This window comes from Pseudofrankia coriaricola, assembly GCF_001854805.1.
Taxonomy (GTDB): Bacteria; Actinomycetota; Actinomycetes; order Frankiales; family Frankiaceae; genus Pseudofrankia.
In genome coordinates, this window is the sequence record NZ_MBLO01000249.1 from 23,635 (window position 1) to 50,543 (window position 26,909).

Genomic DNA, 26,909 nt, shown 5'->3' on the forward strand with positions numbered 1-26,909 from the left:
TACGGACGCGTCATGACGTCCGTGCCAAAACGGTATCGAGCGGGCGTGGCGAGGCCGAGCCCCGGATGTCCGGGGCGGGAGATAGCTGCGTCACAGTCGGGGCCGCCGCCGTCGTCCTTTGCTAGGCAGGAGGGCGCGGGTTGGGCGGGCAGCGGGAGGGCCGATGAAGGATATCGATCAGGCCGCCGGGCGCGAGGCACGCTGGGCGGACGTGGATGGGCCGGTTCACTACGCCGACTTCGGCGGGCCGGCGGACGGGCCCCTGGTGGTCTGCGTGCACGGGCTGGGTGCCTCGCACACCAGCTGGTGGTCGCTCGCGCCGCGGCTGGCGAAGCGGTCCAGGGTGCTCGCGCTGGACCTCGCCGGCTTCGGCCGCACGCCGGTGGGGGAGCGGGGAAGCGATGTCGCGGCCAACACCCGGCTGCTGGCCGGGTTCCTCGCCGCGGTGTCCGGGGGCGCGCCGGCGCTGCTGGTCGGCAACTCGATGGGCGGGATGATCAGCGTCCTGCAGGCCGCGGCCGACCCAGGCTCGGTCGCCGGGCTGGTGCTGATCTCGCCGGCGTTGCCGATCCCGCGGCTGAGGCCGCCGGACCCCTCGATCCTCGGGATGTTCACCGGGATGGTGCTGCCCAAGGTCGGCTCGCTGGTGCTCGCGCGGCGGCGGGTCCGCTACACGACCGAGGAGCTGGTCGGCCAGGCGTTGAAACGCACGACCGTCGACCCGCGGCGGGTGCCGGCGGACGCGGTCGCGGCGATGGTGGCGCTGTCGGCCGAACGGGCGGCGGCGCCCGGTGCGGGCCTGGCGAGCGACACGGCGCTGGTCGCGGCCACCCGGTCGGTCATCGGCCAGATCGCGCGGCCCGGGCGGCTGGCCGCGGCGGTGGCGGCCGTGGCCGCGCCGACGCTGCTCGTCCACGGGCGCCAGGACCGGCTGGTGCCGGTCGCGGCCGCCCGGCACGCGGCCGCCCGCCGGCCCGACTGGCAGGTGGAGCTGCTCGACGACTGCGGCCACCTGCCGCAGCTGGAGGCGGTCGACCAGACCACCGCGCTGATCGACAGCTGGCTCGACGGCCCAGGCGCCGCCGCCGCGACGGCCGCGCGGGCCGGGAGCGCCGGGGCTGCCGGAGGCGTCGGGGACACCGAGGTCACGGTGCCCGCCGCGCGCGACGACGGCGAGCTCGCCCTGTCCTGACGGGCCCGCTGACGCCCCCTGGCCGGCCGGGCCGAGGTGATCATGAACTGGTGTTCGTGTCGGCCGCGGGGTTGTCAGACCCGGGGGCTAGGCTGCTGGCACCGCCCCGACATCACCCCGATCGCCGGACATCAGCATGATGCCCGCGTTGGGTGTCCTGTCTGCTGTGTGCCTCGTCCCGTACCCGCCCTCGGCCCGCGCCCTGGCCCATGGCCCGGACCTCGGATGGAAGGCCCGCCGTGTCCGACTCGTTCGTGCACCTGCATGTCCACACCGAGTACTCGATGCTCGACGGGGCCGCCCGGCTCAAGGACATGTTCGCCGAGGTCGGACGGCAGAAGATGCCCGCTGTGGCGATCACGGACCACGGCTACATGTACGGGGCGTACGACTTCCACAAGCAGGCGACCGCCGCGGGCGTCAAGCCGATCATCGGCTGTGAGGCCTACGTCGCCCCCGAGTCCCGGCTGCTCAAGCAGCGGGTCCGCTGGGGCGAGCCGCACCAGAAGAGCGACGACGTCTCCGGTGGTGGCTCCTACACCCACATGACCATGTGGGCGCGCAACGCCGAGGGGCTGCACAACCTGTTCCGGCTGAACTCGCGGGCCTCGATCGAGGGCCACTACATCAAGTGGCCCCGGATGGACCGGGACATCATCGCCGAGCACTCGGCCGGCCTGATGGCGACGACCGGCTGCCCGTCCGGCGAGGTGCAGACCCGGCTGCGCCTCGGCCACCCGGACCTGGCGCTGAAGGCCGCGGCCACCTACCAGGAGATCTTCGGCGCGGAGAACTACTTCTGCGAGATCATGGACCACGGCATCGAGATCGAGCGCCGGGTCCGTGACGGGCTGATCGACATCGCCCGCAAGCTGAACATGAAGCTCGTCGTCACGAACGACTCGCACTACACCTACGAGTCCGAGCGGGAGACGCACTCGGCCCTGCTGTGCGTGCAGACCGCCTCGACGGTCGCGAACCCGTCGTTCCAGTTCGAGGGCTCGGGCTACTTCCTCAAGAGCGCCGACCAGATGCGCGCGATCGACACCAGCGACGCCTGGCTCGAGGGGTGCGACACCACCCTGCTCATCGCCGAGCGGGTCGACACGTCCGGCATGTTCACGAAGCACAACCTCATGCCGCTGTTCCCGGTCCCCGAGGGCGAGACCGAGGAGTCGTTCTTCCGCGCCGAGGTGCTGCGGGGGATGGAGCGCCGCTTCCCGGACGGCGTCGACGAGCGGCACCGCGCCCAGGTCGAGTACGAGATCGGCGTCATCCTCCAGATGGGGTTCCCGTCGTACTTCCTGGTCGTCGCGGACTTCATCATGTGGGCGAAGCGCAACGGCATCGCGGTCGGCCCGGGCCGCGGCAGCGCCGCCGGCTCGCTCATCGCCTACGCGCTCGGCATCACCGACCTGGACCCGCTCCCGCACGGCCTGATCTTCGAACGGTTCCTGAACCCCGACCGCGTGTCGATGCCGGACATCGACATCGACTTCGACGACCGCCGCCGCTCGGACGTCATCCGGTACGTGACGGAGAAGTGGGGCGACGACCGGATCGCCCAGATCGTCACCTACGGCACGATCAAGGCGAAGGCCGCCATCAAGGACTCGGCTCGGGTCCTCGGCTACCCGTACGCCGTCGGCGACCGGATCACCAAGGCCATGCCGCCGATGGTGATGGGCAAGGACATCCCGCTGTCCGGGATCTTCGACCCGAACCACCAGCGCTACAGCGAGGCCGGCGAGATCCGATCGCTCTACGAGTCCGACGCGGACGTCCGCAAGGTCATCGACACGGCCAAGGGCCTGGAGGGGCTGATCCGCCAGGCCGGCGTGCATGCCGCCGGCGTCATCATGTCGGCCGAGCCGATCATCGACCACATCCCGGTGTGGCGCCGGGACGCCGACGGGTCGATCATCACGCAGTTCGACTACCCGACCTGCGAGAACCTCGGCCTGCTGAAGATGGACTTCCTCGGGCTGCGCAACCTGACGGTCATGGACGACGCCGTCCGCAACGTCGAGCGCAACCGCGGGATCACGATCGACCTGCTCGGGCTGGGGCTCGACGACAAGACCACCTACGAGCTGCTCGCCCGCGGTGACACGCTCGGGGTGTTCCAGCTCGACGGCGGGCCGCTGCGGTCGCTGCTGCGGCTCATGCGCCCGGACAACTTCGAGGACATCTCCGCCGTCATCGCGCTCTACCGGCCCGGCCCGATGGGCGCGAACTCGCACACCAACTACGCGCTGCGCAAGAACGGCCAGCAGGAGATCACCCCGATCCATCCGGACCTCGGCACCTCGCTCGACGAGATCCTCGGCACGACCTACGGCCTGATCGTCTACCAGGAGCAGGTCATGGCGATCGCGCAGGCGGTCGGCGGGTACACGCTCGGCCAGGCCGACCTGCTGCGCCGCGCGATGGGCAAGAAGAAGAAGGAGATCCTCGACAAGGAGTTCGCCCCCTTCTCCGCGGGGATGAAGGCGAACGGATACTCGGACGCGGCGATCAAGACGCTGTGGGACATCCTCGTCCCGTTCTCCGACTACGCGTTCAACAAGGCGCACAGCGCCGCCTACGGGCTGGTGTCCTACTGGACCGGCTACCTGAAGGCGAACTACCCGGCCGAGTACATGTCAGCGCTGCTGACGTCCGTGCGCGACGACAAGGACAAGAGCGCGGTCTACCTGAACGAGTGCCGCCGGATGGGCATCAAGGTGCTACCGCCCGACGTGAACTACTCCGACGCCGACTACACCCCCCACGGCGACAGCGAGATCCGAGTCGGGCTGGCCGCGATCCGCAACGTCGGCGCGAACGTCGTCGAGTCGATCACGCGCACCCGCGGGACGAAGGGCGACTTCACCTCGTTCCCCGACTTCCTCGAGAAGGTCGAGGCCGTCGTCTGCAACAAGAGGACGATCGAGTCGCTGATCAAGGCGGGCGCGTTCGACAGCTTCGGGCACACCCGCCGCGGGCTGGTCGAGCGGCACGAGCAGGCGGTCGACGCCGTGATGGCGGCGAAGAAGCAGAGCGCCCTGGGCCAGGAGAGCCTGTTCGGCGAGGTAGAGGACGACCCGACCACGTCCGCCTTCGGCGCCATGGAGTTCTCCGACAAGGAGTGGGAGAAGACCGTCAAGCTCGCGCACGAGCGCGACATGCTCGGCCTCTACGTCTCCGACCACCCGCTGTCCGAGGTCGCGCACATCCTGACGGCGAAGGCGGACTGCACAGTCCCCGCCCTCGCCGACTATCCGGACGGCGCCGTCGTCACGATCGGCGGGATCATCTCCAGCCTGCAGCGCAAGGTCACCAAGCAGGGCAAGGTCTGGGCGCTCACGACCATCGAGGACCTGGAGGGCGGCCTCGAGGTCATGTTCTTCCCCCAGACCTACGAGACCTGCGCGACCCAGCTGTCCGAGGACGCGATCGTCATCGTCAAGGGCAGGCTCGACAAGCGGGAGGACGCGCCCCGCCTGGTCGCCTCCGAGCTGTCCGTGCCCGACCTGTCCGAGCACGCGCTCACCCCACCGATCGTGATCACGTTGCCGACGTCGCGCGTCAACGCGCCGACGGTCGACCGCCTGCGCGAGGTGCTCGCCACCCACCCCGGCACGACGGAGGTGCACCTGCACCTGCAGTCACCGCACCGCACGACCCTGCTGCGCCTCGACGACTCCTACAAGGTCCGCCGCACCCCCGCCCTCATGGGCGACCTCAAGGCCCTGCTCGGCGCGTCAGCCGTCGCCTAGCCCCAGCTCGCGCGAGCGAGCGATGGCGTGCGGCGCCGCGGCTTGCCGCGCGCCACACGCCGGTTGACCGGGCGTGGCGATGAATGACTGCGCGCTGCGGACGGCGACGCTGCCCGGTCATCGACGCAACCGCGGCGGATTCGTGCCGAACGGGCACGGCTACGCTTGATTCGCGGCTTTGCCGGTTGGGCGGCCGTCTGGGCGTATCCGCCGGGGGGAACGGACATGACCTTGAAGAAGTGCCCACGTCCGGAAAAGCAGGCGTACCCGACCGAGCAGGCCGCGCTGCGCCATCGCAACGACCTTCGCTTCCGTCGCGACGGTTCGTCGGATCTTGTCGCCTACCTGTGCGTGTGCGGGCTGTGGCACGTCGGCCACAGCCAGCAGCGCCTGGATGCCAGGATCAGCGCCGCACTGCGCGGCAAGCGCTCGATGCCGGGAGCGAAGCGCAAAGCCTGGTAGGCCGCCGGTCTCCCGGAGCCGGCGGCCTACCAGGACGTCGTCAGCGCCTGGTCCTCGGGACGCCCCGTTGCCGGGGCGCCGCGAGATCAGGACGCCGCGAGGTCAGGACGCCGCGGTGTCGGAGGTGGGGCCGCTGTCGCGCGTGGGGTGGTCGGTGTGGTGGGGCCGGTCGAGGCGGGGGCCTCGGCGGGGGGCGCCGCGGCCGTCGCGGGACGTCCGGCCGCTTCCGGCCGTACCGCGATAGCCGCCGAAGCCGGCGCGGCCCGCATGGTCACCGCCGCCCCGGCCCTCGCCGAAGCGGGTGCCCGCCTGCCGGCTGGCGCCCTGGCGGCCCTCGCCCTGCCGACCCTCACCGGGGCGGCCGTCGCGGCGTCGGCCGTCGACCGCCTGCCGCGGCGGCGGGATCGAGCCCGGCTCGATCCTGGGCGCCGGCGGGCCGGCGATCTCGGCGACCAGCGGGTCGCCAGCACCGACCGGTGTGACGTGGGCGTCGACGCCAGCCGTGCGCAGCATCGCGCGGACCTTGCCGCGGTCGGCGGCGACGGTGACGAGCACGTCCGCGCCGTCGGCGCCGGCCCGGGCGGTGCGCCCGCCGCGGTGCTGGTAGGTCTTGGCGTCCTCCGGCGGGCCGAGATGCACGACCAGGCGGACGTCGTCGACGTGGATGCCGCGGGCGGCGACGTCGGTGGCGACCAGCACCCGGCGGGTGCCGTCGGCGAAGCCGGCGAGCGCCCGGGTGCGCGCGCCCTGCGGCAGGCCACCGTGGATCGGCTCGGCGGGCACGCCGGCGCGGGTCAGGTCCCTGGCGACATGGTCGGCGTCGCGCTGGGTGCGGACGAAGACCAGGGTGCGGCCCTGTCCGCCGGCGAGCGCCGTGACGACCTCCAGCTGGCTCGTCTTGTCGGAGGCCTCCAGAGCGTGCCGGGTCAGCGTCGTGACCTGGCTGCTCTCCGGGTCGACGGCGACCAGCACCGGATCGGGCAGGTAGTCCCGGACGAGCACCTCGACCTCGCGGTCCAGCGTGGCGCTGAACATCAGCCGCTGGCCGTTGGGGGAGGTGGCGTCCAGGATCTGCCGGACCGCCGGCAGGAAGCCCAGGTCGCACATGTAGTCGGCCTCGTCGAGGACCGTGATCTCGACGTCGTCGAGCTGGCAGGCGCCGCGCTCGACCAGGTCCAGCAGCCGGCCCGGGGTGGCGACGACGATGTGGACCCCGCGGCGCATGGCGGAGATCTGCCGGGAGATCGACGTTCCTCCGTAGACCGGGCGAAGCCACAGGCCGACCGCCCGCGACAGCGGGTCGAGCGCGTCGCTGACCTGCTGGGCGAGCTCCCTGGTCGGGACGAGGATCAGGCCCCGGGGGCGCAGCGGGGTGGCGGCGCCGCGCCCGGCGAGCTTGGTCAGCATCGGCAGGCCGAAGCCGAGGGTCTTGCCGGAGCCGGTCTTGGCCCGGCCGAGCACGTTCTCGCCGGCCAGGACGTCCGGCAGCGCCGCTGCCTGGACCGGGAACGGCGAGGCGATGCCGCGTTCGGCCAGCGCCCGGACGAGCCGGGCCGGCAGGCCGGCGGCCTCGAACGACTCGACCGGCGGGCGCGGCTCGCGGGTCGGCAGTGCCGGGCGGACCGGCGCCGGGCGACGCCCGATACCGCCGCCACCGCCATTGCCACCACGGCGCGGGCCGCTCGGGCGGCCATGGCCGCTATAGCCGCCGCCGGAACGGGACCGTCCGCCCGACCGGGCCGGCCGGGCACCCGTCGCCGAACCGCCGAACGAGCCCGCGGAGGAGCTCGTGGTGTATGTGGAAGAAGCTTTGGAGTTGCTGGGGTGAGACAGTGGATCCACCGATCAGGTCGGGGCCACCTGCCCATGTGTCAACACGTGCCGGCGGCCGGTGTGCGCGCAGGCCGGCATCGCGAGAGAAACCGAGGGAACCCCCCGGGCCGACCGCACCACCCACCCAGGCGCCGACCCGTCAGGGACCGCGCCGGCCGACCACTCCGCCCTCCCCACCCGTTCGACGGACTCCGCCAGACGGGACGAGGCAAGACTTCGTGACTGCCAGGAAGCTGGCCCGAATGGTCGGCTTCTCGGTGATCCGCGCTGCCTGTGTCCCCGGTCGAGCGAAGCTCGACATCGGGGGGTCCGGGGGGTCGTCCCCCCGGGCAGACATCGCGGCCTCCGGGAAGCTGACCCGAAGGGCCAGCGAACAGGATGAGCCAGCGCGTGCTCGCACCGACCTAACGCCCGGCCGGGACCGCGTGGCTCGCGGGTGGCGCGGACGTATGACGGCGTGAGAGGCCGTCAGGGTTATCACCGTACATGCCCGACCGGCCTTGCGCCGGATGGGTGGCGCGACCGTGAGCTATTCGTCGTCCACTTGCGGCTCGACCCCGCTTACGGCTAGGTACGGCGTCCGCGGATCCCGCGACGGGGACGTGGGCCGGCCGTGGACCTGGCGGGCACCCCAGGCGGGCAGCGCGAGCAGGCCGAGCGTCACCAGGTAGGCGCCGGTCACCGCGTCGCCACCGTGGTGCGCGCGCGCCAGCGCCCAGCACAGCTCCAGCCCGGCCAACGCGGGCACCGCGATCGCCGCCGCGGGCACCGCGAGCGTGGCCAGCCGGCCGATCCCGCGTTCGCCCGCGGCCCGGCGGGCGGCGCCCGCGAGGGGGCGGGCGGCGAGCGCGGCCAGGACGAGGGCCGACACGACGAGGTCCGGCGGGGTGCTCAGGTGCGGGGTGACCAGCAGCCAGCTCACCACGGTCGCCGTGGCCAGCGCCCCGGCCCGCTCGCCGCCCTCGAGCACCAGCAGCGGCGCCGCGAGCAGCAGCAGGTAGTGGCTCCACACGATCGGCGACGCGAGCAGCGCCGCCGCGACCGTGGCGGCGAACAGCAGCCCGTCGTCGCCCGCGCCCCAGGCCCGCGCCTGCGCCCGCGCCGCGCACCGCCCGACGGCCCAGCAGGAGGCCAGCAGCGCGGCGGCCACCGCGCGTGCCACCCAGGTCGCCGGCGTGAGGCCCAGGCCCACGTTCATCAGCAGCCCGGTCAGGCCCAGGCCGGCGGGTGCCTCCGCGCGGGCGAGAACGCCCAGCATGTCGCTGTAGGCCGCGATGTCCACCGGGCTGGCCAGCTCGCCGACGCCGAACAGCGCGCCGAGCGCGCAGGCGGCGACCGCCGCGGCTCGCCAACGCCCGGTGAGCAGCAGCCACAGCGGCAGCGGTACCAGGAAGAGCTTGCTGTAGACGAGCAGCGCCGCGAGCCCGCCGGCGGCCACCGGCCGGTCCCGCAGCCGCCACAGTGCCGCGAGCCCGGCGAACAGCGCCGCGTTCAGCGTGCCCATCTGCAGCCCGATGATCGTGCACGACGCCGCCAGCACCAGTGCGTACAGGCGGAAGCGTCGCGCCCCGGCCAGCCGGCAGCCGGCGAGCACCGCCAGCACCGACAGCCCGATGAACAGCGCCGCCGCGCCGCCCCGTGGCAGCCAGGCGAGCAGGGCGAACGGGAACGCCACCAGGTACGGGTAGACGAACGCGAACCCGGAGTAGACGTCCGCGGTGCCGGGCCGCGGGTAGGGGTCGCGCCCGGCGGCGACGGCGGTGCCGGCCCGCAGGAACACGTCGATGTCGAAATGGACCAGCGGATGGACGTAGGCCACCCAGATGACCGCGACCAGCCCGGCCAGCGCCACCGGCGCGAAGGCCGGCCACCCCGCCGGTACCACCCGCCGGGCGAGGACCGGCGGGATCCGTCGCGACGACGCGGCCGGCGCCTGCTCGGTCGTCACGCGTGCTCATGCTGCCAGACGGCCCGCGCGGTGACTCGGCCACCTCCCGGAGCGGCCAGTCGCGACTGTTGGTGGTGTTGGTGACGGCGCGGTGTCAACCTGGCCACCTCGATGGTCCGAGATCGACCGACCACCGTCATATGCCTCAGCCCGAGACTAGGCGGGGGGAGGGCGTCCAGCGCCCCGGACCTCCCAGATCGGCTACGCAAGCTCCCAGACCTGCCGGATCGCGAAGCGATCTGGGAGGTCCGGGTCGCGCCAGCGACCTTGAGCCGACCGCCCTACAGGGCGAGCTCGGTGATGAGATGAATCAGGAGACCGGCGAGCGCGCCGACGACGGTGCCGTTGATCCGGATGAACTGCAGGTCACGGCCGACCTGCAGCTCGATGCGTCGGGACGCCTCGGCCGGCTCCCAGCGGGCGACGGTGTCGCCGATGATGGCCGCGATGTCGCCCTTGTACCGGGCGACGGCCCGCGTCGCGAGGTCCGCGGCCGTCCGGTTGACGGAGGTCGCCAGCTCCGGGTCGGCCGTGAGCTTGAAGCCAAGGCTGGCCAGGTGCGTGGTCGCCGCGCGGCGGGCCACGCCGCGCTCGTCGGTGGTCAGGTCCAGCAGGAGGCCCTTCGCCGTCTCCCACATCCGGGAGATAGCGTCGCCGGCGACCGGGGAGGCGAGCGCCCGCGCCTTGAGGTCCTCGACCCTGGCACGCAGGTCCGGGTCGGACCTGAGCTTGCCGGCCAGGTCGGCGAGGAAGCTGTCGAGGCTCTGGCGCATCCGGTGGTCACGGTCCGCGCGCAGCGCGCCGACGAGCTTCACCGCCTCGGCGTAGACCTTGGCCGCGACCGCCTCGTTGAGCCACTTCGGCGCGAAGCCGGGGGCGCGGTCGAGCACGGCCTCGTGCACCGCGTGCGGGTTCTTGATCAGCCAGTCCTCGGCCTGTTCCAGGAGCACGTCGACGGCGCGGTGCTGCAGCCCGTCCTCCAGCGCCCGCTCGAGCAGGACGCCGAGCACCGGCGCCAGCGGCACGTTCACCAGCCGGGGCACGACCGACTTCTCGACCAGCTCGACGATCAGCTCGTCGTTCGCCTTGCGCAGGACGGACGCGAGCCGGCCGGCGACCTCGGCGCTGACCCGGTCGGCGTGATCGGGCTGGCACAGCCAGGCGCCCACCCGGTTCGCGACCTCGATCTGGTTGACCTTGTCGCGGACGATGGCCTCGGTGAGGAAATGGGTGGAGACGAACGACTGCAGGCCGCGGCCGAGGTCGTCCTTGCGCTTGCGGATGATCGCGGTGTGCGGGATGGGCAGGCCCAACGGGTGGCGGAACAGGGCCGTCACCGCGAACCAGTCGGCCAGCGCGCCGACCGTGCCCGCCTCGGCGGCGGCGCGCACGTAGCCCACCGAGGAGGGCGCGTCACGCCACAGCGAGGTCGCGATGTAGACCGCGACGGCGAACGCCAGCAGGCAGGTGGCGACCGTCCGCATCCGGCGCAGCCCGGAGCGCAGCGCCGCCTGCTCCCGGTCGTCCGGCCCGCCGTCCACTCGCCCCCCAGCTCGTCCCCCGCGGCCGCTGGATGCGCCGCGCCGGACACCATGGTCGTCTCGGGCCACGATACGGCGGTCGCCGTGACGGACGCGGCGCGTCCGTCACGGCGGCTGGCTCAGGGCAGAAGGGCGTCGAGCAGGGGGCTGGAGAAGACGCGGTTCGGGTCGTAGGTGTTCAGGGTCGCGACCGCCGTGTCGAAGTTGTCCCCGCCCGGCTGGCCGGTCCGCAGCGAGTTCGGCACCGTCGTGCCGATGGCGGTGCTGTCGGCCCATGCGGCGCTGTTCGTGTAGCCCCAGCCCTTGGACCATTCCACCCGGGCCGAGGCATAGCTGCCGGAATAGTTCGAGAAGACCCAGGCCTCGACCTCACGGTAGAACTGGTTCGCGTACGGCGTACCGGGCACGGTGAGAATGTCCAGCCAGACCGCGACGTCCCATTCCGGATGGTCGGGCCGTGGCCGCAGCGCGGACAGCTGCGGCGAACCGGCGCTCGGGACGCCGACGTCGCCGGCGGCGTCGAGCCCGGTGACCCGGATCTCGACGGGCCCGTTCATCGGGTACTGGCCGTTGTTCCGGTACGTGTTCAGCTTGTTGTTGTAGTACGTGCAGAACTCGTTGATGACGCGCTGGATGTTCGACCGGCTGGTCAGGATCGCGTAGCCGTTGGCGGTGACGCGCAGCGTCGTCGGCCGGACATAGAGGAGCAGGTCCTTCGACCAGCCCCATATGTCCCAGGTCGAGGTGGTGATCAGGCCTGCGCCGACGACGGCGATCTGCGTCCCGCCGAGCGTCGGGGCGAGCTCGGGATGGCCGGCCGAGATCTGGCCGACCAGGTCGGTGATCGACGACGGCAGGCTGTCGGAGAACGAGTAGTTGTAGGGGCTGGAGACCTGCCGCGACAGCAGTGGCTTGTTCGGGCTGCGGCTCCACACCTTCAGCCACGGGGTGTCGGTGAACGGGAACCAGATCGCCTCGACCCGGCCGGCGGAGTTGACGTAGCTGGCGAACGTGCGCCCGCTGGAGCCCTGCGTCGCGAACAGCTCCGTCCAGGGAACGTTGAACCAGCTCTGGCAGCGCAGCCGCTGGTTGGCGCCGACCTGCAGCGTCACCTCGGTGAGGAAAGCGCGGCCCAGGTGTGCCAGGAACGCCTTCGACGCCGCATCGGACCGGCTGAACGTGCGCAGCACGTACTGACTGGTGGCGGAGTCCCAGACGACGGCCGTCAGTGACGTGATCAGGTTCGACAGCGACCCGTAGGTGGTGCCGGGGACCCGGGTCTCGCCACTGGCGGGGACGGCGGTGCCGTGCGCGTCGATCGCGAGCACGCCGCCGACGGTGAGGTCACCGGGAGCGGGGGTGGCGGTCAGGCCGTAGCCAGCGGCCTGCAGCTGGGTGAGCAGGCTGTCCATCGTCACGCCGGTCTGCGCCCGGACGGTCGCCGGGGTCGACCCGGACGGCCCGGTGATCGTGACGGCGGTGAGGTGCTGGGTGGTGTCGACGAAGATGACGTTGTTGCCGGACGACCCGACGGCGACGCTCAGTGGTGACCAGCCGTGCGCCATGCCGCGGGGACGGATCTTGTAGTTGTTCGCCCGCGCCCAGTTGGCGAGGGTCACCACGTCCGCGGGCGTCGCCGGCGCGCAGGTCCACACGCCGGTGACGTTGATCTCCCGCGACCAGTTCTGGAACGTCTGCCGGTACAGCGGGATCGACGCCGGGAAGTTCGGCGGCGCCGGCGGGTCGGCGTGGGCCACGGCCACCCGCGCGACCGGCGTCCAGCCGACGGCGGTCACCGCCGCCGCACCGAGCGCCCCCGCCAGGACCGTGCGCCGGGTCCCGCCGCCCTCGGCGGCCATGGCACCGCCGTCCGGAATCGCCACACCGCCGCCCGCGCCCGGCCTGGCCGGCCAGGCCGGGCGGGCCAGGCCGGCTAGGCCGGCGCCGTCCGCGTCCTCACTGCCGCCGCCAGACCCCGCGCCGCCCCGGTCGTCGCGCCGTCGTCCCATCGCGGTCTCCTCCGTGCTCCGAGGGCCAGATCTGATGGCCCATCAGATAGTGGGAGCACGAAGGTAAGAGCGCGAGAGGAGCAAGGTCAACAGTTTTGGGCGTGCCTTCACATCGCCGCTGGTCACGGTCCTGATGTGCGGCGGAATGTGGGCCCGGTCTGCGGCCGGTTCCCCGCGGCTTCCTGGTAGAAGACCTTATGAGTCATCAGAAAGAAGAGACACTGCTACCGTGGGTAACTTCCGCTGCGGGTACGGTTCCCGGGCCGGGTGGCCGGGCCGAAGCCCGGCGGACGTGAACGACGATGCCGTCGCATCCGATGGATGATCACGGCCATGTCCGCCAGGGCGGTGGCCCCGACGACGCAGAGCAGGATGGCGGGCACCGTCCAGCCGGCGGCGGCGAACAGCCCCGCGACGACACCACAGAACACCAGCCCGAAGAACGCGAGCGCGGCCCGCAGCCGCAACGGGCTTCGGGCCGGCGCCGCGCCGGTGAACGCGGCGAACCTGCCGGCGGAGCGACGCGGCGCATCCGGCTGGCGTTGGGGAGGAAGCATCCGAGTCACGTCGTCCGGTGTGCCCGGGACGCGGCGCCCGAACCACGCTATCCGAGCGGCCCCGTGCGCCAGGTCACTCCTGGAGGTGCTGGAGGTGCTGGTGGAGCTGGAGGTGCTGGTCGAGTTGGGTGACGATGTCGCGCCAGTCGTCGCCGCGGCGGGCGGCGATGCCGGCGAGCACTGTGGTGAACTGATCGGTCGGCCTCGACGCGGGCGGCGGGCCGTCGGCGAGCATCGCGCGCAGGTGCCCCAGGTCCGACGGGTCGCGCTGGGCGAACACCCGCTGGTAGTCCAGCGCGACCGGATGGTTGGACACATCGGACTCCCGGTGGCGGCTCTCGATGACCGCGGCGCCCATCGCGCACTGTGTCACCAGGATGTAGGCCTCGAAGGCCTCGCACGCGCCGAATCCCCGGCGCACCAGCGCCGCGATCACGGCCTCCAGCGCGTCGACCATCCGGTCCAGCCCGAAGGCGCCGCTCATGACCTGGGCCAGCAGCGCGGGCGACTCGACGAAGGTGCGCCGGATGACGTCCGCCCACTCCAGCAGCCACAGCGACCAGTGCTGTCCTCGGTCGATCGGCAGCGCGATCATCGCCGCGGACTCCTCGGCGGCCAGGCGCAGCAGGTCGTCGCGGCCCCGCACGTAGTGGTAGAGCCCGGGGACGCTCACGCCGAGCCGTTCGGCCACCGAGCGTAGGCTGACCTGGTCGATGCCGATCTCGCCGGCGGCCCTGGCGATCGTCGCCCGGTCCATCCGGGGCGGACGCCCTACCCGGCGCTCGACCATGCAACCTCCCCCCGCTGTCGTCGTTTCCGCTGCCGATCCGGGTCGTTCGCCACTCAGTCTGACCGAGTGCGCGCGGTTCGTGGCGGAACGCGGCGAGCAACGGTGGGAAGGACAGCCGGACATCGGCCAGAAGTGGTGGGGAAGGCCCTTACCGCTTGGTGAGCCTGGCGATGGCGGCCTGGGCCTCGGGGGACCTGGAGGTGCGGGTGAAGACCTCGCCCTCCAGTGCCGCGGCCGCGTGCAGCTCGGCGATCGTCGTCTCGCCGTGCAGCAGCTTGCGGACCGCCGCGAGCGCGCCCGCGGGGCGGGCGAGCAGCGCCTCGACCCGGTCGGCGACCCGCGCCCGCAGCGCGCCGGCGTCCGGCAGCACCTCGGTGATGATCCCGGCCTCCAGCCCCTCCTGCGCGCTGAAGACATCCCCGAACAGCAGCAGCCTCGCCGCCCGCTGCGGCCCGGTGACCCGCGGCAGCAGCACCGACGACGCCGCCTCCGGCACCACCCCTAGGTTGACGAACGGCATCCCGAACTTCGACCGCGCCGTCGCGTACACCAGGTCGCAGTGCAGCAGCATGGTCGTGCCGATGCCGATCGCCGCGCCGTCGACCTCGGCGACCAGCACCTTCGTCGTGTCGATGAGCGCCCGGATGAAGCGGGCGGTCGGGCCGCTCGGCTCGAGGACGTCGTGTTCGGCGATGTCGGCCAGTTCGTTGCCGGCGGTGAACGCGCCGCCGCTGCCGGTGAAGAGCACGACCCGGACGGACTCGTCGGCCTCCGCGCCGACCAGCGCGTCGCCGAGCGCCTGGTACATGTCCTGCGTGATCGCGTTGCGCTTGTCCGGCCGGTTGATCCGGACGGTCAGCACCCCGCCGGCTGCCTCGGTCTGCACGTGATCGGTCATGACCGTCTCCTACCAATCTCGCGGGTGCGGCGGGCGCGCGGCCGGACGCTCCGCGCCCGCCGCTGCGCCCGCCTGTCGGGCGCGGAGCGCCCTTCCCGGCTGGATCCGGGTCGATGTACATGACGGTGGTCGGGCTGGATTCGGGCTGACGAGGTGGGGTCGGCTACCGCTCATCGACGAGGCGGCCGGGCCGCGCCGGTCCATCCGGCGCTCCGCCCGGCCGCGGGACCGCCTTAGTCGACGAGCTTGATGGCCTGCTTCGGGCAGGAGCGCACGGCCTTCTCCAGGTCCGGACGCAGCGACTCGTCGGGCTCCTCGACGACCGACAGGTACTCGTTGTCGTCCAGCTCGAACACCGACGGCACCAGCCCGACACAGATCGCGTTGCTCTCGCAGACGTCCCAGTCGACTACGACCCGCATGATGACCCTCCTTCAGTGGTGATCCCGCAGTGGTGATCCCGCCGGTGCAGGAGCGCCGACGCGGCGCTGCCCGGGGTTCCTGCCGGATCGGCGGAGCTTGCGGAGCCGATCTGGCAGGTCCGGGCGGCCCGTAACCCCCATCAAACCGCATATGACCTACCACGAGCAGGCTGCCCACGCACCAGCCTGCCGTATCCCCGGGCCTCGGCCGGACAGCCACCCGCGGCTACCACCAGTGGTAGTTGCCGCCGGCATGCTGGCATCTCCCACGAAACCAGCGACGGATCGGCCCGGTCGCCGACCGCGGCCCGTGACATGCAGATTGGATACGTTCTGGTTCATGCTGGCGGAGACGGTGCGGGAGGCGGCTCGGCGGTTCGGGGACGCGGTGGCGTTCGTCGACCCGGACGGAACCCGGCTCTCGTTCGCGGCGCTGGACACCGGTTCGGACGCGGTCGCGGCCGGGCTCGCGGCCCGCGGGCTGGGCGCCGGCGACCGGCTGGTCCTGCGGATCGCCTCGACAAGCCGCTACGTGCTCGCCTACGCCGCCGCCGCGAAACTTGGCGCGGTCACCGCCGGGGTGAACCCGGTGCTCGCCCCGCCCGAGCAGGAACGGCTCGCCGGGCTCGCCGACCCGGCCGTCGTGCTCACGGACGGCGCGGAGGTCGACGAGCTGGCTGCCTACGGCTCGGCGGTGCTCGAGGCCGGTTCGGCGGCCGTGCCCGGTCCGTTGCCGGCCGACGAGAGCCGCCCGGTCGCGATCGTGTTCACCTCCGGTACCACCGGCCTGCCCAAGGCGGCCGTCTTCACCGAGCGGCAGCTGCGTGCCGTCACCCGGATCGACACCGGCGGCGTCTGGGCGGACCGGCCCGGTGAGGCGACGATGGCGACCACCCAGTTCGCCCACGTCGGGTTCATGACAAAGCTGCCCTGGTACCTCCAGCGCGGCCATCGCATGCACATCCAGGGCCGCTGGCGGGCCCGCGACACCCTGGCGATGCTCGCCGAGCACCGGATGACGACCGTCAACGCCGTCGCCCCGCAGCTCGCGCTGCTGTTACGCGTCCCGGACTTCGACAGCTTCGACCTGAGTGCCGTCGGGCTGATCATCGCGGGAGCGGCGGCGTCGCCGCCGGCGCTCGTCGAGGAGGCCCGCCGCCGGCTCGGCGCCCCATACAGCGTCCGCTACTCCTCCACCGAGTCGGGGGGCTGCGGCCTGGGCACCGCGCCGGACGCCGACGACGAGGAGGCGCTGTTCACGATCGGCCGGCCGCGTCCCGGCATCGCCTGCGAGATCCGTGACGACGATGGCCACCTGGCCGGCACCGGTGACGTCGGCGAGCTGTGGCTGCGCACCCCGAGCGCGTTCGCCGGCTACTGGCGCGACCCGGCGGCGACGGCGGCGACGGTCGTCGGCGGCTGGATCCGCACCGGCGACCTGGGCCGGATGGACGAGCGGGGCCTGGTCCGGCTGGTCGGCCGGCGCAAGGAGATGTTCATCCGCGGCGGCTACAACGTCTACCCGGCCGAGGTGGAGGCCGCGCTCGGCACCCACCCCGCCGTCGCCCAGTGCGCCGTCGTGCCCCGGCCCGACCCGGTGATGGGCGAGATCGGCGTCGCCGTCGTCGTCCCCCGCGACGGCGCCCGCCCGCCGACGCTCGCCGAGCTGCGTGACCACCTCTCCGGCCTCGTGGCGCGCTACAAGCTCCCCGAGGACCTGCGCCTGGCCGCCGACCTGCCCCTCACCGCCGTCCACAAGCTCGACCGCGCCACCCTCACCCGCCAGATCCTCGGAACCTCCTGACCTTGGTGCCGTCAGTTCAGGCTGGGCGGGATGCGGGCGAGGCCGGGGGAGCTGACCGTGGTGATCGTGGTCAGCAGGGCGAGCTCGCGGCGCAGCATGGCCTGCTCGGCACGCAGCCGGCTCGCTGCGTCCGGGGCCTCGAGCAGTTCCTGCCGGTGCGCGATGTCCGGCACGACCGCGGCGGCGACCAGGTAGGACAGCGCCGCCGGCTCGTCGGGCAGGTCGGGCAGGCGGATCTCCAGCGCCTTCTTCTCGGCCAGCCTGGCGGTGTACTCGCGCAGCAGGCCCTGTACCGCCGGCACCAGCGCGACCGCGGCCTCGGCGTCGCCGGCCTCGTCGGCCAGGTAGGCAACCTCGCCGATCAGGTAGGGCCGGCTCTCGACGTCGACCGAGCGGATCGTGAAGCGGCGCTCCCCGACGGTCATCAGCGAGTAGCGGCCGTCCGGGAGCCGCTGGGCCCGGCGCAGCACCGCCGCACAGCCGACGTCGTAGAGCTCGGGGCGCTGCGGGCCGACCTCGCGGCCGTGCCGGATCGCGACGACGCCGAACGCGCGCGGCGTGTCCTCGGGCAGGTCGAGCAGGTCGCCGACCAGCTCCCGGTAGCGGGGCTCGAAGATCTGCAGCGGCAGCAGCAGGCCGGGCAGCAGCACCGTTCCGAGCGGGAACAGCGCCAGCCGCTCGGTCGCCGGCCCGCCGTCCTGATCGCCGGGCGCCTCGTCCGTTCCCGTCGGTTCGTCCGTCACACTCGCCGCCTCCGTCCCCTTCGCCCCATGGTCCCACCGCGCGGGCCCGGACGCCCTGCCCCTGGCCTTGTCCGTCGGGCTGTCTCGGGTCGAGGCGTCCGCCGTGTCTTATGCCCCGGTTTGGGGAGTATTCACCTACTGCTGGTCCGGTGGCCGCCGGAGGTGCCACCGCCCGGGTCTTCGGAGTCCCTGGCGGTCAGGGCGGCGGGCTACGGGAAGCGGCGGGTCAGCGGCTCGCGCTGGTGGGCGGCGCGAGTGAAGAACCGGAGGGTGGCTGGCTTCGGCTCGGGCGTGGACCAGTGGGAGCTGACGACAGGCTGGACGGGCCGCGTGGCGCGGCGTGGCAGGCCCGAGACATCCGCCCAGGAGACATTCAGGCTGCCGCACTGCGGGCAGCGCTGGCCCAGCATCGGCGGCGGCACCGGCACCCCCCGGCGGAAGTAGGTCTCCAGGAGGTCGCCCTCGTAGCCGGTCCACCGGACCACCTCGTAGCCCTGCCGCCACTCCAACTGGCAGTGACGGCACGTGAACAGCACCTCGACCGGTGTCCGCTCGACCTCCATGGCGACCTCCCGCTCTCGCGGAGCCGGAGCACATCGGGGCGCCGGCCCCGAAGAGGAACTGCCCAGGGCCCTCACACCCAACCAGCGCCCCACACCCGGCCGTGGCGGCGACAGCGGACGGAGACACCTGGGAGTGGCTACCGGGCCGCGTTGCGACCGCGGCAGGGGCGCTGACAGGGTGGTGGGGGAGACGCCGTCCGGTGGGGATGGCGAGCCGGCAAGGAGACCATGGCGGACGACGAGGGCGGGTGCCGGATCGGGCTTGCCGAGCATCTGCGTACACCGGAGCTGGTGTTCGGGATCGTGCGGACCGTCGGCACGGAGACGGCGCCGGTGCTCCAGGAGCTGCACGCCGCGCTCGCGGCCGCGAACTACCTGGTCTTCCGGATCGACCTGGACGCCCTGCTCGCGCCGATGGAACCCGGCGACGACACCGGGCGGCCCGTCGCCGCGGGCGTCGCTCCCGGCGAGGCCGCGCGCGCGGAACCATCCGCGCCGGCGGCGCCGCCCGCGATGAGGGAACCGTCGGCGGCCAGAGGGCCCGCCGGGACGGCCGAGCCGCACGGCCCGGCGGAGTCGCCCGGAGCGGCGAAGCCAGCGGGACCAGCGGGACTGGCCGGCCGGCCGGGGCCGGTGGACCTGCCGGCGGACGAGCCGACGCGGCGCGAGCTGCTGATGGACGCGGGCGACCAGCTGCGGGCGCGGCTGGGCCGGGCCGACGCGGTCGCACTCGTCGGGGTGCGCGAGATCCACGAGATCCGCGGCGGCGACGGCATCGACCACATCCGCCCCCGCGCGTTCGTCCTGGACAGCCTGACCCACAAGGCCGAGGTGGAGACGCTGCGCCAGGTCTACGGCCGGCGCGCCTTCTTCATCGCCTGCGACGCGCCGCGCCCGGAGCGGGCCAGGATGCTCGCGCAGCTGTTCGAGCGCAGCGCCGGGCTCGCCGCGACCGACGCCGAGCGGGCCGCGACCCATGCCGTCGACCGCGACTTCGGCCTGGCGACCAGCCTCACCTCACCCCCGGTCCCGCGCGGGCTGCGGCTGTCGTCGTCGGCGGCGCTGGAGCGCTGCGACCTGTTCGTCCGCTGCGACGACCCGACGCAGACCCGCCGGCACGTGCGCCGCCTGGTCGAGTGCATCCACAGCCACCCGTTCCATACGCTGACGATGGACGAGCTGGGCATGGCCGCCGCCTACCGCGGCTCGCTCACTACGGCGGTGCTGGCCCGCCGCGTCGGCACAGCGATCATGGTGGACGAGCAGATCGTCGCGGTCGGCGCGAACGAGGTGCCGAAGGCTGGCGGCGGCTACTACCACACCGAGAGCCAGCCGGACGGGCGCGAGTTCATGGCCGGCCTGGACGCCTCCGACGGCATCCGGGCGCAGATCCTCGCCGACCTGCTCGCCCGGCTGCGCGCCGGCTGGTTCACCCCGGAGCTGCGCCGGCGCACCGTCGCCGAGCTCACCGAGCTCGCCATCAACGACGAGAACATCCGCGACGCGGACCTGTTCGACGTCATCGAGTACGGCCGCACCACCCACGCCGAGATGGTGGCGATCACCTCCGCCGCCCGCCGCGGCATCTCGATCGAGGGCGGCACCCTCTACAGCACGACGCTGCCCTGCCACGAGTGCACCCGCAACATCATCGCCTCGGGCCTGGCCAGGGTCGTCTACCTGGAGCCGTACCACAAGAGCAAGGGCGGCGAGCTGCACCGCGACGCGATCGACCTGTTCCCCGAGCCGATGGCGCGTACCGACCGGGTGTCGTTCGAGCCGTTCTCCGGCTTCTCCCACCACCGCCTGTCGGACCTGTTCTCCTGGGTGCCGCGCAAGGCCGACGACGTGCGGCGCGCCAGCGGCGAGCGGATCCGCCTCGACGGCCGCGCCGTGATCTGGCGCGCCCACGAGGCGGCGCTGCGCCCCAGTATCAGCGACCCGGCGTTCGCCGAGACCGACGGCCTGACCCGCCTCGTCACCGAGATGCGGGTCCTCGCCGCCCTCCCGGGCCCCCGCCCCCGCTCCGCCTGCACCCCCCTCAAGGACCTGGAAGCCCTCCTCGACACCATCGCCACCACCCTCGACAACGGCACGTGAGGCGGGCGCGCGGAGCGCCCCCGCCCGCCACCGTTTATGCGATGCGGCTGGCGGGGAACCAGTTCCCCGAGGCGTCGCGGAACATCTGGTGGAGGCGGTCGCCGACGCGGGCGACGACCTCCAGGTGGCCCTGGAAGGTGCTCTGGATCATCGTCACCGCGTCGACACGGCCGAGGTTCGTCGCGAACGGGCGCGGGCCGCTCCACGGGGTGGCGAAGGCGCTGTTGTTCCGCCAGTAGTGGATCAGCCCGCTGTTCGCGCCCGGCACGACGACCTCGAAGTTGCGTGACGACCCGAACACGCTCTCGATCATCACCGGGTTGCCGGCTACGCCGTCGGCGAAGGCGACCGTGATGTGCCAGGCGGCCGCGGAGGTCTGGTCGCGCCAGATGTGGAGCAGCCGGCTGCCAACCCGCACGACCGCCTCCAGGCTGCCGACGCCGCCGCCCCGGCTGCCCTGGATGAGGCTGACGGCGTCGGCGTGACCGAGTTCCGGCAGGACCTGGCGCGGGTTGCTCCAGGGGAAGCCGAAGACGTCGTGGTTGCGCCACATGTGCATCAGGCCGACGCCGGTCGACGGGAAGAGCATCTCGAAGTTGCCCCGGGAGCCGTAGCGGCTCTGCACCAGCGAGTGCGTGCCGGCGGCGCCGGTGGCGATCCGGGCGGGCTTCGACCAGACGAACGTGCCGGTGCTGTCCCGCCACAGGAAGTGCAGGTCGGCACCGACCCGCACGACGGTCTCCAGCGGCCCCGGTGCCTGCAGGGTGCTCTGGACCATCGACACCGCGTCGAGGCGGCCGAGCACCTGCGCGGTCTGGAACGGGTCCTCCCAGGGGAAGCCCGGCTGGTCGAAGTTCTCCCACCGGTGGGTGAGGCCCGAGAACGACGAGGCGGAGAGCAGCTCGAAGTTGCCGAGTTGCCCCAGGCCCCTGGCCTGGATGAGGAGCGGGTTGCCGGTGGCGCCCCGGCCCCAGCCGACGTGCGCCGGGGTGTACCGGCAGAAGTTGAACGTGTTGCCGCGCATCAGGCAGTCGACCGGGGCGGCGGCGCAGGCGTCGCAGTTGCCGTTGACGACCCCGAACCGGCCCCATGCCCCGCCGCAGTCGCAGCCCGACGAGGCGTACTCGTCGACCGCGCCGAAGATGTGGCACGACTCGTGGGCGACCACCCGGTCGAGGTTGTCCGGGCCCCAGCCGTCGTTGTCATACGTCAGCACCAGCCGCGGCCCGCCGATGGCCGCGTAGGCGAAGTAGCGCACCGGGTACTTGGTGACGAACATGACGTAGCCCCAGCGGGTGCCGAGCTGGCCGCGGACCTCGTCGGCGTAGTCGTAGACGCCGTCGAAGTTCGCCTGGTAGCCGAGCTTGGCCATCGTCGGGTCGCGCCAGTAGGCCTCCAGGTCGTCCTGGGACGGGTCGGCGGCCTGGCCGAGCCGGACGATCTGGATGTCGTAGCTGAACGTGACGTCGGCGGCCGGGTTGGCGGCCGCGAGCCAGGACAGGCCGTTCTGCGCCTCGGCGACGACCTTCGTCCGCTCGGCCGCGGTGAACTGCAGATCGGCGGTGGGCCCCTCGACGAGGACCAGGCCGACGGCGACGCTGCCCTCCAGGTAGGAGCTCAGGGGCGCGGCGCCCACCTCGCCAGCGGTGGAGGTGCCGTCGGGGGCGATCGTGGCGCCGGCGGAGCGGGACGCGACCTCCGCGGCCACGGCCGCGGCGTGCACCTGCATGGGCGCGACGTGCGCCGGCAGGTCCGCGACGGCCAGGGCACTCGGCCCCGGGGCGTCCGCGGTGTCTTCGCCCGCGCCGCCCGCGTCGCCCGTGGGCGTGGCCGGTGGGCGGACGCGCGCGGCTGCCCCCCGGGGAGGCGCGATGTCGGTGCAGGCGTACTCCATGTCCCACAGCTGCCCGTCACGCGGGCGCTCCTGCTTGCCTCGCCGGTAGGCGGCGCTCGCGCGCAGCCGGAACGCCTCAAGGCCGAGGGTCTCGGTCCGGTCCAGCCCGGCGGCGAGGCCCGTCGTCGCGACGACCGACCCGTCGGTCGAGCCGAGGGCGGCACGGTCGTGGTCGTCCGTCGTGGCCGCGGCCCGCGGTGTCGCCCGCTCCGCGACCGCCGGCTGCCCGCCGGCGCCAGGAACGCCGAACGCGCCGAGGACCTGGACCCGCCCGTAGCGGTGCAGGACGCGTTCCCCGGCGGCGACGGCGGCGGCGGCCGCTGGGTCCGCGCCCGTGGGCTCGGCGGCGGAGCCGATGGCCGGCGTGGCCGGCTGATCGTCAGGTGCCACCCGCAGGCCGGCTCCGCCCACCCCAGAAGACCCGGTGGCGCCGGGCGCGATCAACACCCGCTCGTCGGCCGGAACATCCCCCGCCATAGTCGATCCTTTGTCCTCTCGTGGATGAGCAGTGGGGAGTGCTGTGGACTGCTGTCGGGATTTGTATCGTGCCCTCCGTGCCGGACGGGCACTTTCGCCCTACTCGGCAGTTATCGACAGCCGGGAGACGTGCCGCTGTGGTCGTCCCGGGGCGTGGCAGGTTGTTGCCAAACCCGCCGTCGTGGCCCGGCTTTTGACCGGGTGCCGGGGAACGGCCGTCCCGCCGATGGCGATCTCGCCGATGGCGGTCCCGCCGATGGCGGTCCCGCCGTGCCCGCGCGGACCGGGCCCGGCCCGGCCGAGCTGGTCAGGCGGGCGGGAGACGGTGCTGCGGCCCACCGCCGGTGGAGGGCCCGGACGTCATGTCCGGCCAGCCCGGCATCTGCATGGGCATTGCCGGCGGCATCGCCCCGGCCCCGCCCTGCGCGGCGGCCTGCGCGCTCATGGCCTCGGACACCTTGCGCATGATCGCCTCGACCAGGCGCACCGCCTGCCCGGTGGCCAGGTTGAGCACGATCTCGGAGTCACCGGCGACCTGGAAGCGCACCGACACGTCGGCCATGTGGCCTTTCCCTTCGTCGTGGACGTTCTGGGTCGCAGACTGCCCAGCCCGCTTGCGTGAAGCGTGGAGCCGTCCGTGGCGCGAAGAAACAGACGATGCGCCTCGTTCGGCCCGGACAGTCCGCACCGCAAGTGAACTTACGGCGTTGCGATTTGCGGTATCCGCCCCCCGGTAGGGTCGCGCTGATGAACAACCACGTGGACACGACGGGTGACGACACGGGCGCTACCAACGTGGTCACCTCAAGCCCCGTGGGCCGCCCCGCCCAGGCCGCCGGGACGGCTGCCCTCGGGGACGCCGGCGCCGCCGTCACCCCCGGCGATGTGACGGCCGGCGGCGTGACCGTCGCTGACTGCGTCGCCGCGCTCGAGGACGCCTACCCGCCCGGGTTCGCCGAGTCGTGGGACGCCGTGGGCCTGTCCGTCGGCGAGCCGGACGCGCACGTGGGCCACGTCCACTTCGCCGTCGACCCGACCGTCGAGGTGGCCGCCGAGGCGGTGGCGCTCGGCGCGGGCCTGCTCGTCACCCACCACCCGCTGTTCCTGCGCGGCGTGCACGGCGTCGCGGCGACGACCGCGGGCGGGCGGGTCGCCACCAGCCTCATCCGCGGCGGGGCCGCGCTGTTCACCGCCCACACGAATGCCGATGTGGCCTGTGCCGGCGTCAACGACGCGCTGGCCGCCGCGCTCGGCCTCACCGACGTTCGCCCGCTCGCCGAGGGCCGGGGCAACCCGGGGCTCGGCCGGCTCGGCGACCTGGCCGCGGCCGAGCCGCTGTCGGCGTTCTGCGCCCGGGTCGGGGCCGCGCTGCCGGCGACCGCCGGCGGCGTGCGGGCCACCGGCGACCCGGACCGGCCGGTGCGCCGGGTCGCGGTCTGCGGCGGCTCCGGCGGGGAGCTCGCCGCCGCGGCCGCCGCCGCCGGCGCGGACGCCTTCCTCACCGCCGACGGGCGCCATCACCACGTGCTCGACGCGGTCGCGGCGCACGGCGTCGCGATCGTCGACGTCGCCCACTGGGCGAGCGAGTGGCCCTGGCTCGCCTACGCGGCCGAGCGGCTTGTCGCTGCTTTGTCCGCCACCGGCCGTACCGTGGTCACGTCGGTGTCGACGCTCGTCACCGACCCGTGGCGGCTGCACGTCCCCCAGGGCACGCGACCCGTGACGCCCTAGCCGCCCCGCCCCGCACCTGTCCCTGCCCGACCCGCGAAGCTCGCCGCGAGGAGACCATGAAGGCCGACCCAGCCACCCAGCTCCGTCTCCTCGACCTACAGACCCTCGACTCGGGCCTGGACCGGCTGGCGGCCCGGCGCCGCGACCTGCCCGAGCTCGCCGTCATCGCCGAGCGCACCAAGGTCGTCGACTCGCTGCGCGCCGACATCGTCCGGGTCGAGACCGAGATCTCCGACCTCGCCCGCGCGCAGCGCAAGCTCGACGACGAGATCGACCTGGTGCGTTCCCGCGCCGACCGCGACCGCCGCCGCCTGGACGCCGGCCAGGTCAGCAACGCCCGTGAGCTGGAGAACCTGCAGTCGGAGCTGGCCTCGCTCGCCCGCCGGCAGGGGGTGCTGGAGGACGAGGCGCTGGAGAAGATGGAGGCGGCCGAGGAACTCGACGCGCGGCTGGCGAAGCTCGTCGCCGAGCGCGACCGGGTCCAGGCCGAGCTGGACAGCTCGGCGGCCCGCCGCGACGAGGCGTTCGCCGAGATCGACGCCCAGGCCGCCGGGACCCGCCGGGAGCGCGAGACGCTCGCCCCGGCGCTGCCGGCCCCGCTGGTGACCCTCTACGAGCGGATCCGGTCGACGTCGAACGGTGTGGGCGCGGCGAAGCTGGTGCGCCGCCGCTGCGAGGGCTGTCACCTGGAGCTCTCCGGCGCCGACCTGCGGACGCTCGCGTCGAGCCCGGCCGACGAGGTGGTGCGCTGCGAGGAGTGCCGGCGCATTCTCGTCCGGACCGCCGAGTCAGGGCTGTAGTGGCGGTGGGGGCGGTGACGAGCGCGCGGGTCGTGATCGAGGCCGACGGCGGGTCGCGGGGCAACCCTGGCCCGGCCGGCTACGGCGCGGTGGTCCGCGACGCCGACAGCGGCGCGCTGCTCGCCGAGCGGGCCGGCGCGATCGGCGTCGCGACGAACAACGTCGCCGAGTACCAGGGCCTGATCGCCGGCCTGCGGGCCGCCGCCGAGGTAGCCCCGGACGCCGAGCTCGAGGTCCGGATGGACTCCAAGCTCGTCGTCGAGCAGATGAGTGGCCGCTGGAAGATCAAGCACCCGTCGATGCGGCCGCTGGCCGCCGAGGCCGCTGGGCTCGCCACGGCCCGGCCGTCATCGGTCCGCTACCGCTGGATCCCCCGGGAGCGCAACAAGGACGCCGACCGGCTCGCGAACGAGGCGATGGACGCGGCTGCCGCCGGCCGCGTCTGGGAGCCCTCGACCACTCCGCCCTTGGGGCCTCCGGCCGCGCGAGGCTCCGCCAGTGTCGCCGCCGGGGTCCCCAGCGACTCTGCGCCAGCAGATCGCTGGGGGAGCGCTTTGGCCGGCCAGTCTCCGGACCCCACGCCCGTGCCCGCGCCGACGACCCGGCGGCTGTCGGGCTGGGTGGCGCCGCCGGCGCCCGCGACCTGGACCGTGCTGCTGCGCCACGGGCAGACCCCCGTCTCGATTGAGAAGCGTTTCGGCGGGACGGTCGACGCGCCGCTGACCGAGGTCGGCCACGCCCAGGCCGCCGCCGCGGCCGAGCGGCTGCGCGGCGAGGCGTTCGACGCGGTGATCTCGTCGCCACTCAAGCGCGCCCGCCAGACAGCCGAGGCGGCGTACGCCGGCCTGGTCCCGGCGCCAGGCCGCGACGAGGTCGCGTTCGTCGTCGACGAACAGCTGCGGGAGACCGACTTCGGCGCCTGGGAGGGGCTGACGTTCGCCGAGGCGCGCGAGCGCGACCCGGGCGGGCTGTCCGCCTGGCTCGCCGACCCGGCCGTCCCGCCGCCCGGCGGGGAGAGCCTCGCGGCGACGATCGAGCGGGTGGACGCCGCGCTCGCGGCCCACCGCGCGGCCTTCCCCGGCGGGCGGCTGCTCGTCGTCACCCACATGGGGCCGATCAAGTCGGCCGCGTCGCTGGCGCTCGCGGCCGGGCCCGCCGTCTTCTACCGGCTGCACCTGGACCTGGCGTCACTGACGACGATCGCCTGGTACTCCGACGGCCCCGCCGTCCTGCACGCCTTCAACGACGTCAGCCACCTGCCCACGGGCTCCCTCGCCGACGAGTAAGCGGTCCCGTGGCCGGACGCTCCGCGCCCGCCACCGGGCGCCGCCTATCGGGGCGAGGCGCTGTACGCGCTCGCCCCGTGTCGGGCGCTGGGCGCCCT

20 protein-coding genes are annotated in these 26,909 nt (G+C 73.4%); 8 read left to right on the plus strand and 12 right to left on the minus strand.

The window, feature by feature from the left end:
* Nucleotides 1-163: 163 nt before the first annotated feature.
* From BCD48_RS35410 to BCD48_RS35420, 3 genes are all read left to right on the plus strand, one after another.
* Entirely contained in the window at nucleotides 164-1,192 is a 1,029-nt protein-coding gene (locus tag BCD48_RS35410) for an alpha/beta fold hydrolase (protein WP_083419691.1), read from the plus strand.
* A 239-nt stretch (nucleotides 1,193-1,431) separates the two neighbouring features.
* Entirely contained in the window at nucleotides 1,432-4,953 is a 3,522-nt protein-coding gene (gene dnaE / locus BCD48_RS35415) for a DNA polymerase III subunit alpha (RefSeq protein ID WP_071052773.1), read from the plus strand.
* A 225-nt stretch (nucleotides 4,954-5,178) separates the two neighbouring features.
* Complete coding sequence (locus BCD48_RS35420) at nucleotides 5,179-5,415, plus strand: hypothetical protein (protein ID WP_071052774.1); 237 nt, start codon at nucleotides 5,179-5,181, stop codon at nucleotides 5,413-5,415.
* A 102-nt stretch (nucleotides 5,416-5,517) separates the two neighbouring features.
* Here BCD48_RS35420 and BCD48_RS35425 read toward each other — a convergent pair whose 3' ends face one another.
* From BCD48_RS35425 to BCD48_RS35460, 8 genes are all read right to left on the minus strand, one after another.
* Entirely contained in the window at nucleotides 5,518-7,257 is a 1,740-nt protein-coding gene (locus BCD48_RS35425; RefSeq protein ID WP_116271776.1) for a DEAD/DEAH box helicase, read from the minus strand.
* A 520-nt stretch (nucleotides 7,258-7,777) separates the two neighbouring features.
* Nucleotides 7,778-9,196, minus strand: a complete 1,419-nt coding sequence (locus tag BCD48_RS35430) for a glycosyltransferase 87 family protein (protein ID WP_312624075.1) — start codon at nucleotides 9,194-9,196, stop codon at nucleotides 7,778-7,780.
* 281 nt (nucleotides 9,197-9,477) lie between these two features.
* The gene (locus BCD48_RS35435) at nucleotides 9,478-10,737 is read right to left on the minus strand and encodes a DUF445 domain-containing protein (RefSeq protein WP_071052775.1); all 1,260 of its coding nucleotides are present in this window, start codon (nucleotides 10,735-10,737) and stop codon (nucleotides 9,478-9,480) included.
* A gap of 119 nt (nucleotides 10,738-10,856) precedes the next feature.
* On the minus strand, nucleotides 10,857-12,746 hold the full coding sequence (locus BCD48_RS35440) for a cholesterol oxidase substrate-binding domain-containing protein (RefSeq protein WP_083419692.1): 1,890 nt from the start codon (nucleotides 12,744-12,746) through the stop codon (nucleotides 10,857-10,859).
* Nucleotides 12,747-12,970: 224 nt separating this feature from the next.
* Nucleotides 12,971-13,303 (minus strand): DUF6343 family protein, encoded by a 333-nt coding sequence (locus BCD48_RS35445; RefSeq protein ID WP_241842249.1) that lies wholly within the window; start codon nucleotides 13,301-13,303, stop codon nucleotides 12,971-12,973.
* A 73-nt stretch (nucleotides 13,304-13,376) separates the two neighbouring features.
* Complete coding sequence (locus tag BCD48_RS35450; protein WP_198543528.1) at nucleotides 13,377-14,093, minus strand: TetR/AcrR family transcriptional regulator; 717 nt, start codon at nucleotides 14,091-14,093, stop codon at nucleotides 13,377-13,379.
* A 148-nt stretch (nucleotides 14,094-14,241) separates the two neighbouring features.
* The gene (locus tag BCD48_RS35455) at nucleotides 14,242-14,991 is read right to left on the minus strand and encodes an enoyl-CoA hydratase-related protein (protein WP_071052778.1); all 750 of its coding nucleotides are present in this window, start codon (nucleotides 14,989-14,991) and stop codon (nucleotides 14,242-14,244) included.
* A gap of 233 nt (nucleotides 14,992-15,224) precedes the next feature.
* Nucleotides 15,225-15,413, minus strand: a complete 189-nt coding sequence (locus tag BCD48_RS35460; RefSeq protein ID WP_071052779.1) for a ferredoxin — start codon at nucleotides 15,411-15,413, stop codon at nucleotides 15,225-15,227.
* 340 nt (nucleotides 15,414-15,753) lie between these two features.
* Here BCD48_RS35460 and BCD48_RS35465 point away from each other — a divergent pair, with 340 nt between their 5' ends.
* Complete coding sequence (locus BCD48_RS35465; RefSeq protein ID WP_071052822.1) at nucleotides 15,754-17,217, plus strand: class I adenylate-forming enzyme family protein; 1,464 nt, start codon at nucleotides 15,754-15,756, stop codon at nucleotides 17,215-17,217.
* An 11-nt stretch (nucleotides 17,218-17,228) separates the two neighbouring features.
* Here BCD48_RS35465 and BCD48_RS35470 read toward each other — a convergent pair whose 3' ends face one another.
* Together BCD48_RS35470 and BCD48_RS35475 are read right to left on the minus strand one after the other, a co-directional pair.
* Entirely contained in the window at nucleotides 17,229-17,960 is a 732-nt protein-coding gene (locus BCD48_RS35470; RefSeq protein ID WP_083419694.1) for an LON peptidase substrate-binding domain-containing protein, read from the minus strand.
* 209 nt (nucleotides 17,961-18,169) lie between these two features.
* Nucleotides 18,170-18,523 carry a hypothetical protein gene (locus BCD48_RS35475; RefSeq protein ID WP_071052780.1) on the minus strand — a complete coding sequence of 118 codons (354 nt, stop codon included), beginning with the start codon at nucleotides 18,521-18,523 and terminating at the stop codon, nucleotides 18,170-18,172.
* A gap of 228 nt (nucleotides 18,524-18,751) precedes the next feature.
* Here BCD48_RS35475 and BCD48_RS35480 point away from each other — a divergent pair, with 228 nt between their 5' ends.
* Nucleotides 18,752-20,623: a deaminase gene (locus BCD48_RS35480; protein ID WP_083419695.1), complete on the plus strand. Its 1,872-nt coding sequence runs from the start codon at nucleotides 18,752-18,754 to the stop codon at nucleotides 20,621-20,623.
* A gap of 34 nt (nucleotides 20,624-20,657) precedes the next feature.
* On the opposite strand, the gene BCD48_RS35485 is transcribed toward BCD48_RS35480, so the two are convergent.
* Both BCD48_RS35485 and BCD48_RS35490 read right to left on the minus strand, forming a co-directional pair.
* Complete coding sequence (locus tag BCD48_RS35485; protein ID WP_071052781.1) at nucleotides 20,658-22,994, minus strand: hypothetical protein; 2,337 nt, start codon at nucleotides 22,992-22,994, stop codon at nucleotides 20,658-20,660.
* Nucleotides 22,995-23,301: 307 nt separating this feature from the next.
* Nucleotides 23,302-23,556, minus strand: coding sequence for a hypothetical protein (locus tag BCD48_RS35490; RefSeq protein ID WP_071052782.1), 255 nt, complete (start codon nucleotides 23,554-23,556; stop codon nucleotides 23,302-23,304).
* A gap of 323 nt (nucleotides 23,557-23,879) precedes the next feature.
* On the opposite strand from BCD48_RS35490, the gene BCD48_RS35495 reads away from it, so the two are divergent.
* From BCD48_RS35495 to BCD48_RS35505, 3 genes are read left to right on the plus strand one after another with little or no spacing between them, the layout of a single operon-like run.
* Nucleotides 23,880-24,725 carry a Nif3-like dinuclear metal center hexameric protein gene (locus BCD48_RS35495; RefSeq protein WP_071052824.1) on the plus strand — a complete coding sequence of 282 codons (846 nt, stop codon included), beginning with the start codon at nucleotides 23,880-23,882 and terminating at the stop codon, nucleotides 24,723-24,725.
* 56 nt (nucleotides 24,726-24,781) lie between these two features.
* Nucleotides 24,782-25,525, plus strand: a complete 744-nt coding sequence (locus BCD48_RS35500) for a zinc ribbon domain-containing protein (protein WP_071052783.1) — start codon at nucleotides 24,782-24,784, stop codon at nucleotides 25,523-25,525.
* 14 nt (nucleotides 25,526-25,539) lie between these two features.
* The gene (locus BCD48_RS35505; RefSeq protein WP_071052825.1) at nucleotides 25,540-26,811 is read left to right on the plus strand and encodes a bifunctional RNase H/acid phosphatase; all 1,272 of its coding nucleotides are present in this window, start codon (nucleotides 25,540-25,542) and stop codon (nucleotides 26,809-26,811) included.
* Nucleotides 26,812-26,909: the final 98 nt, after the last annotated feature.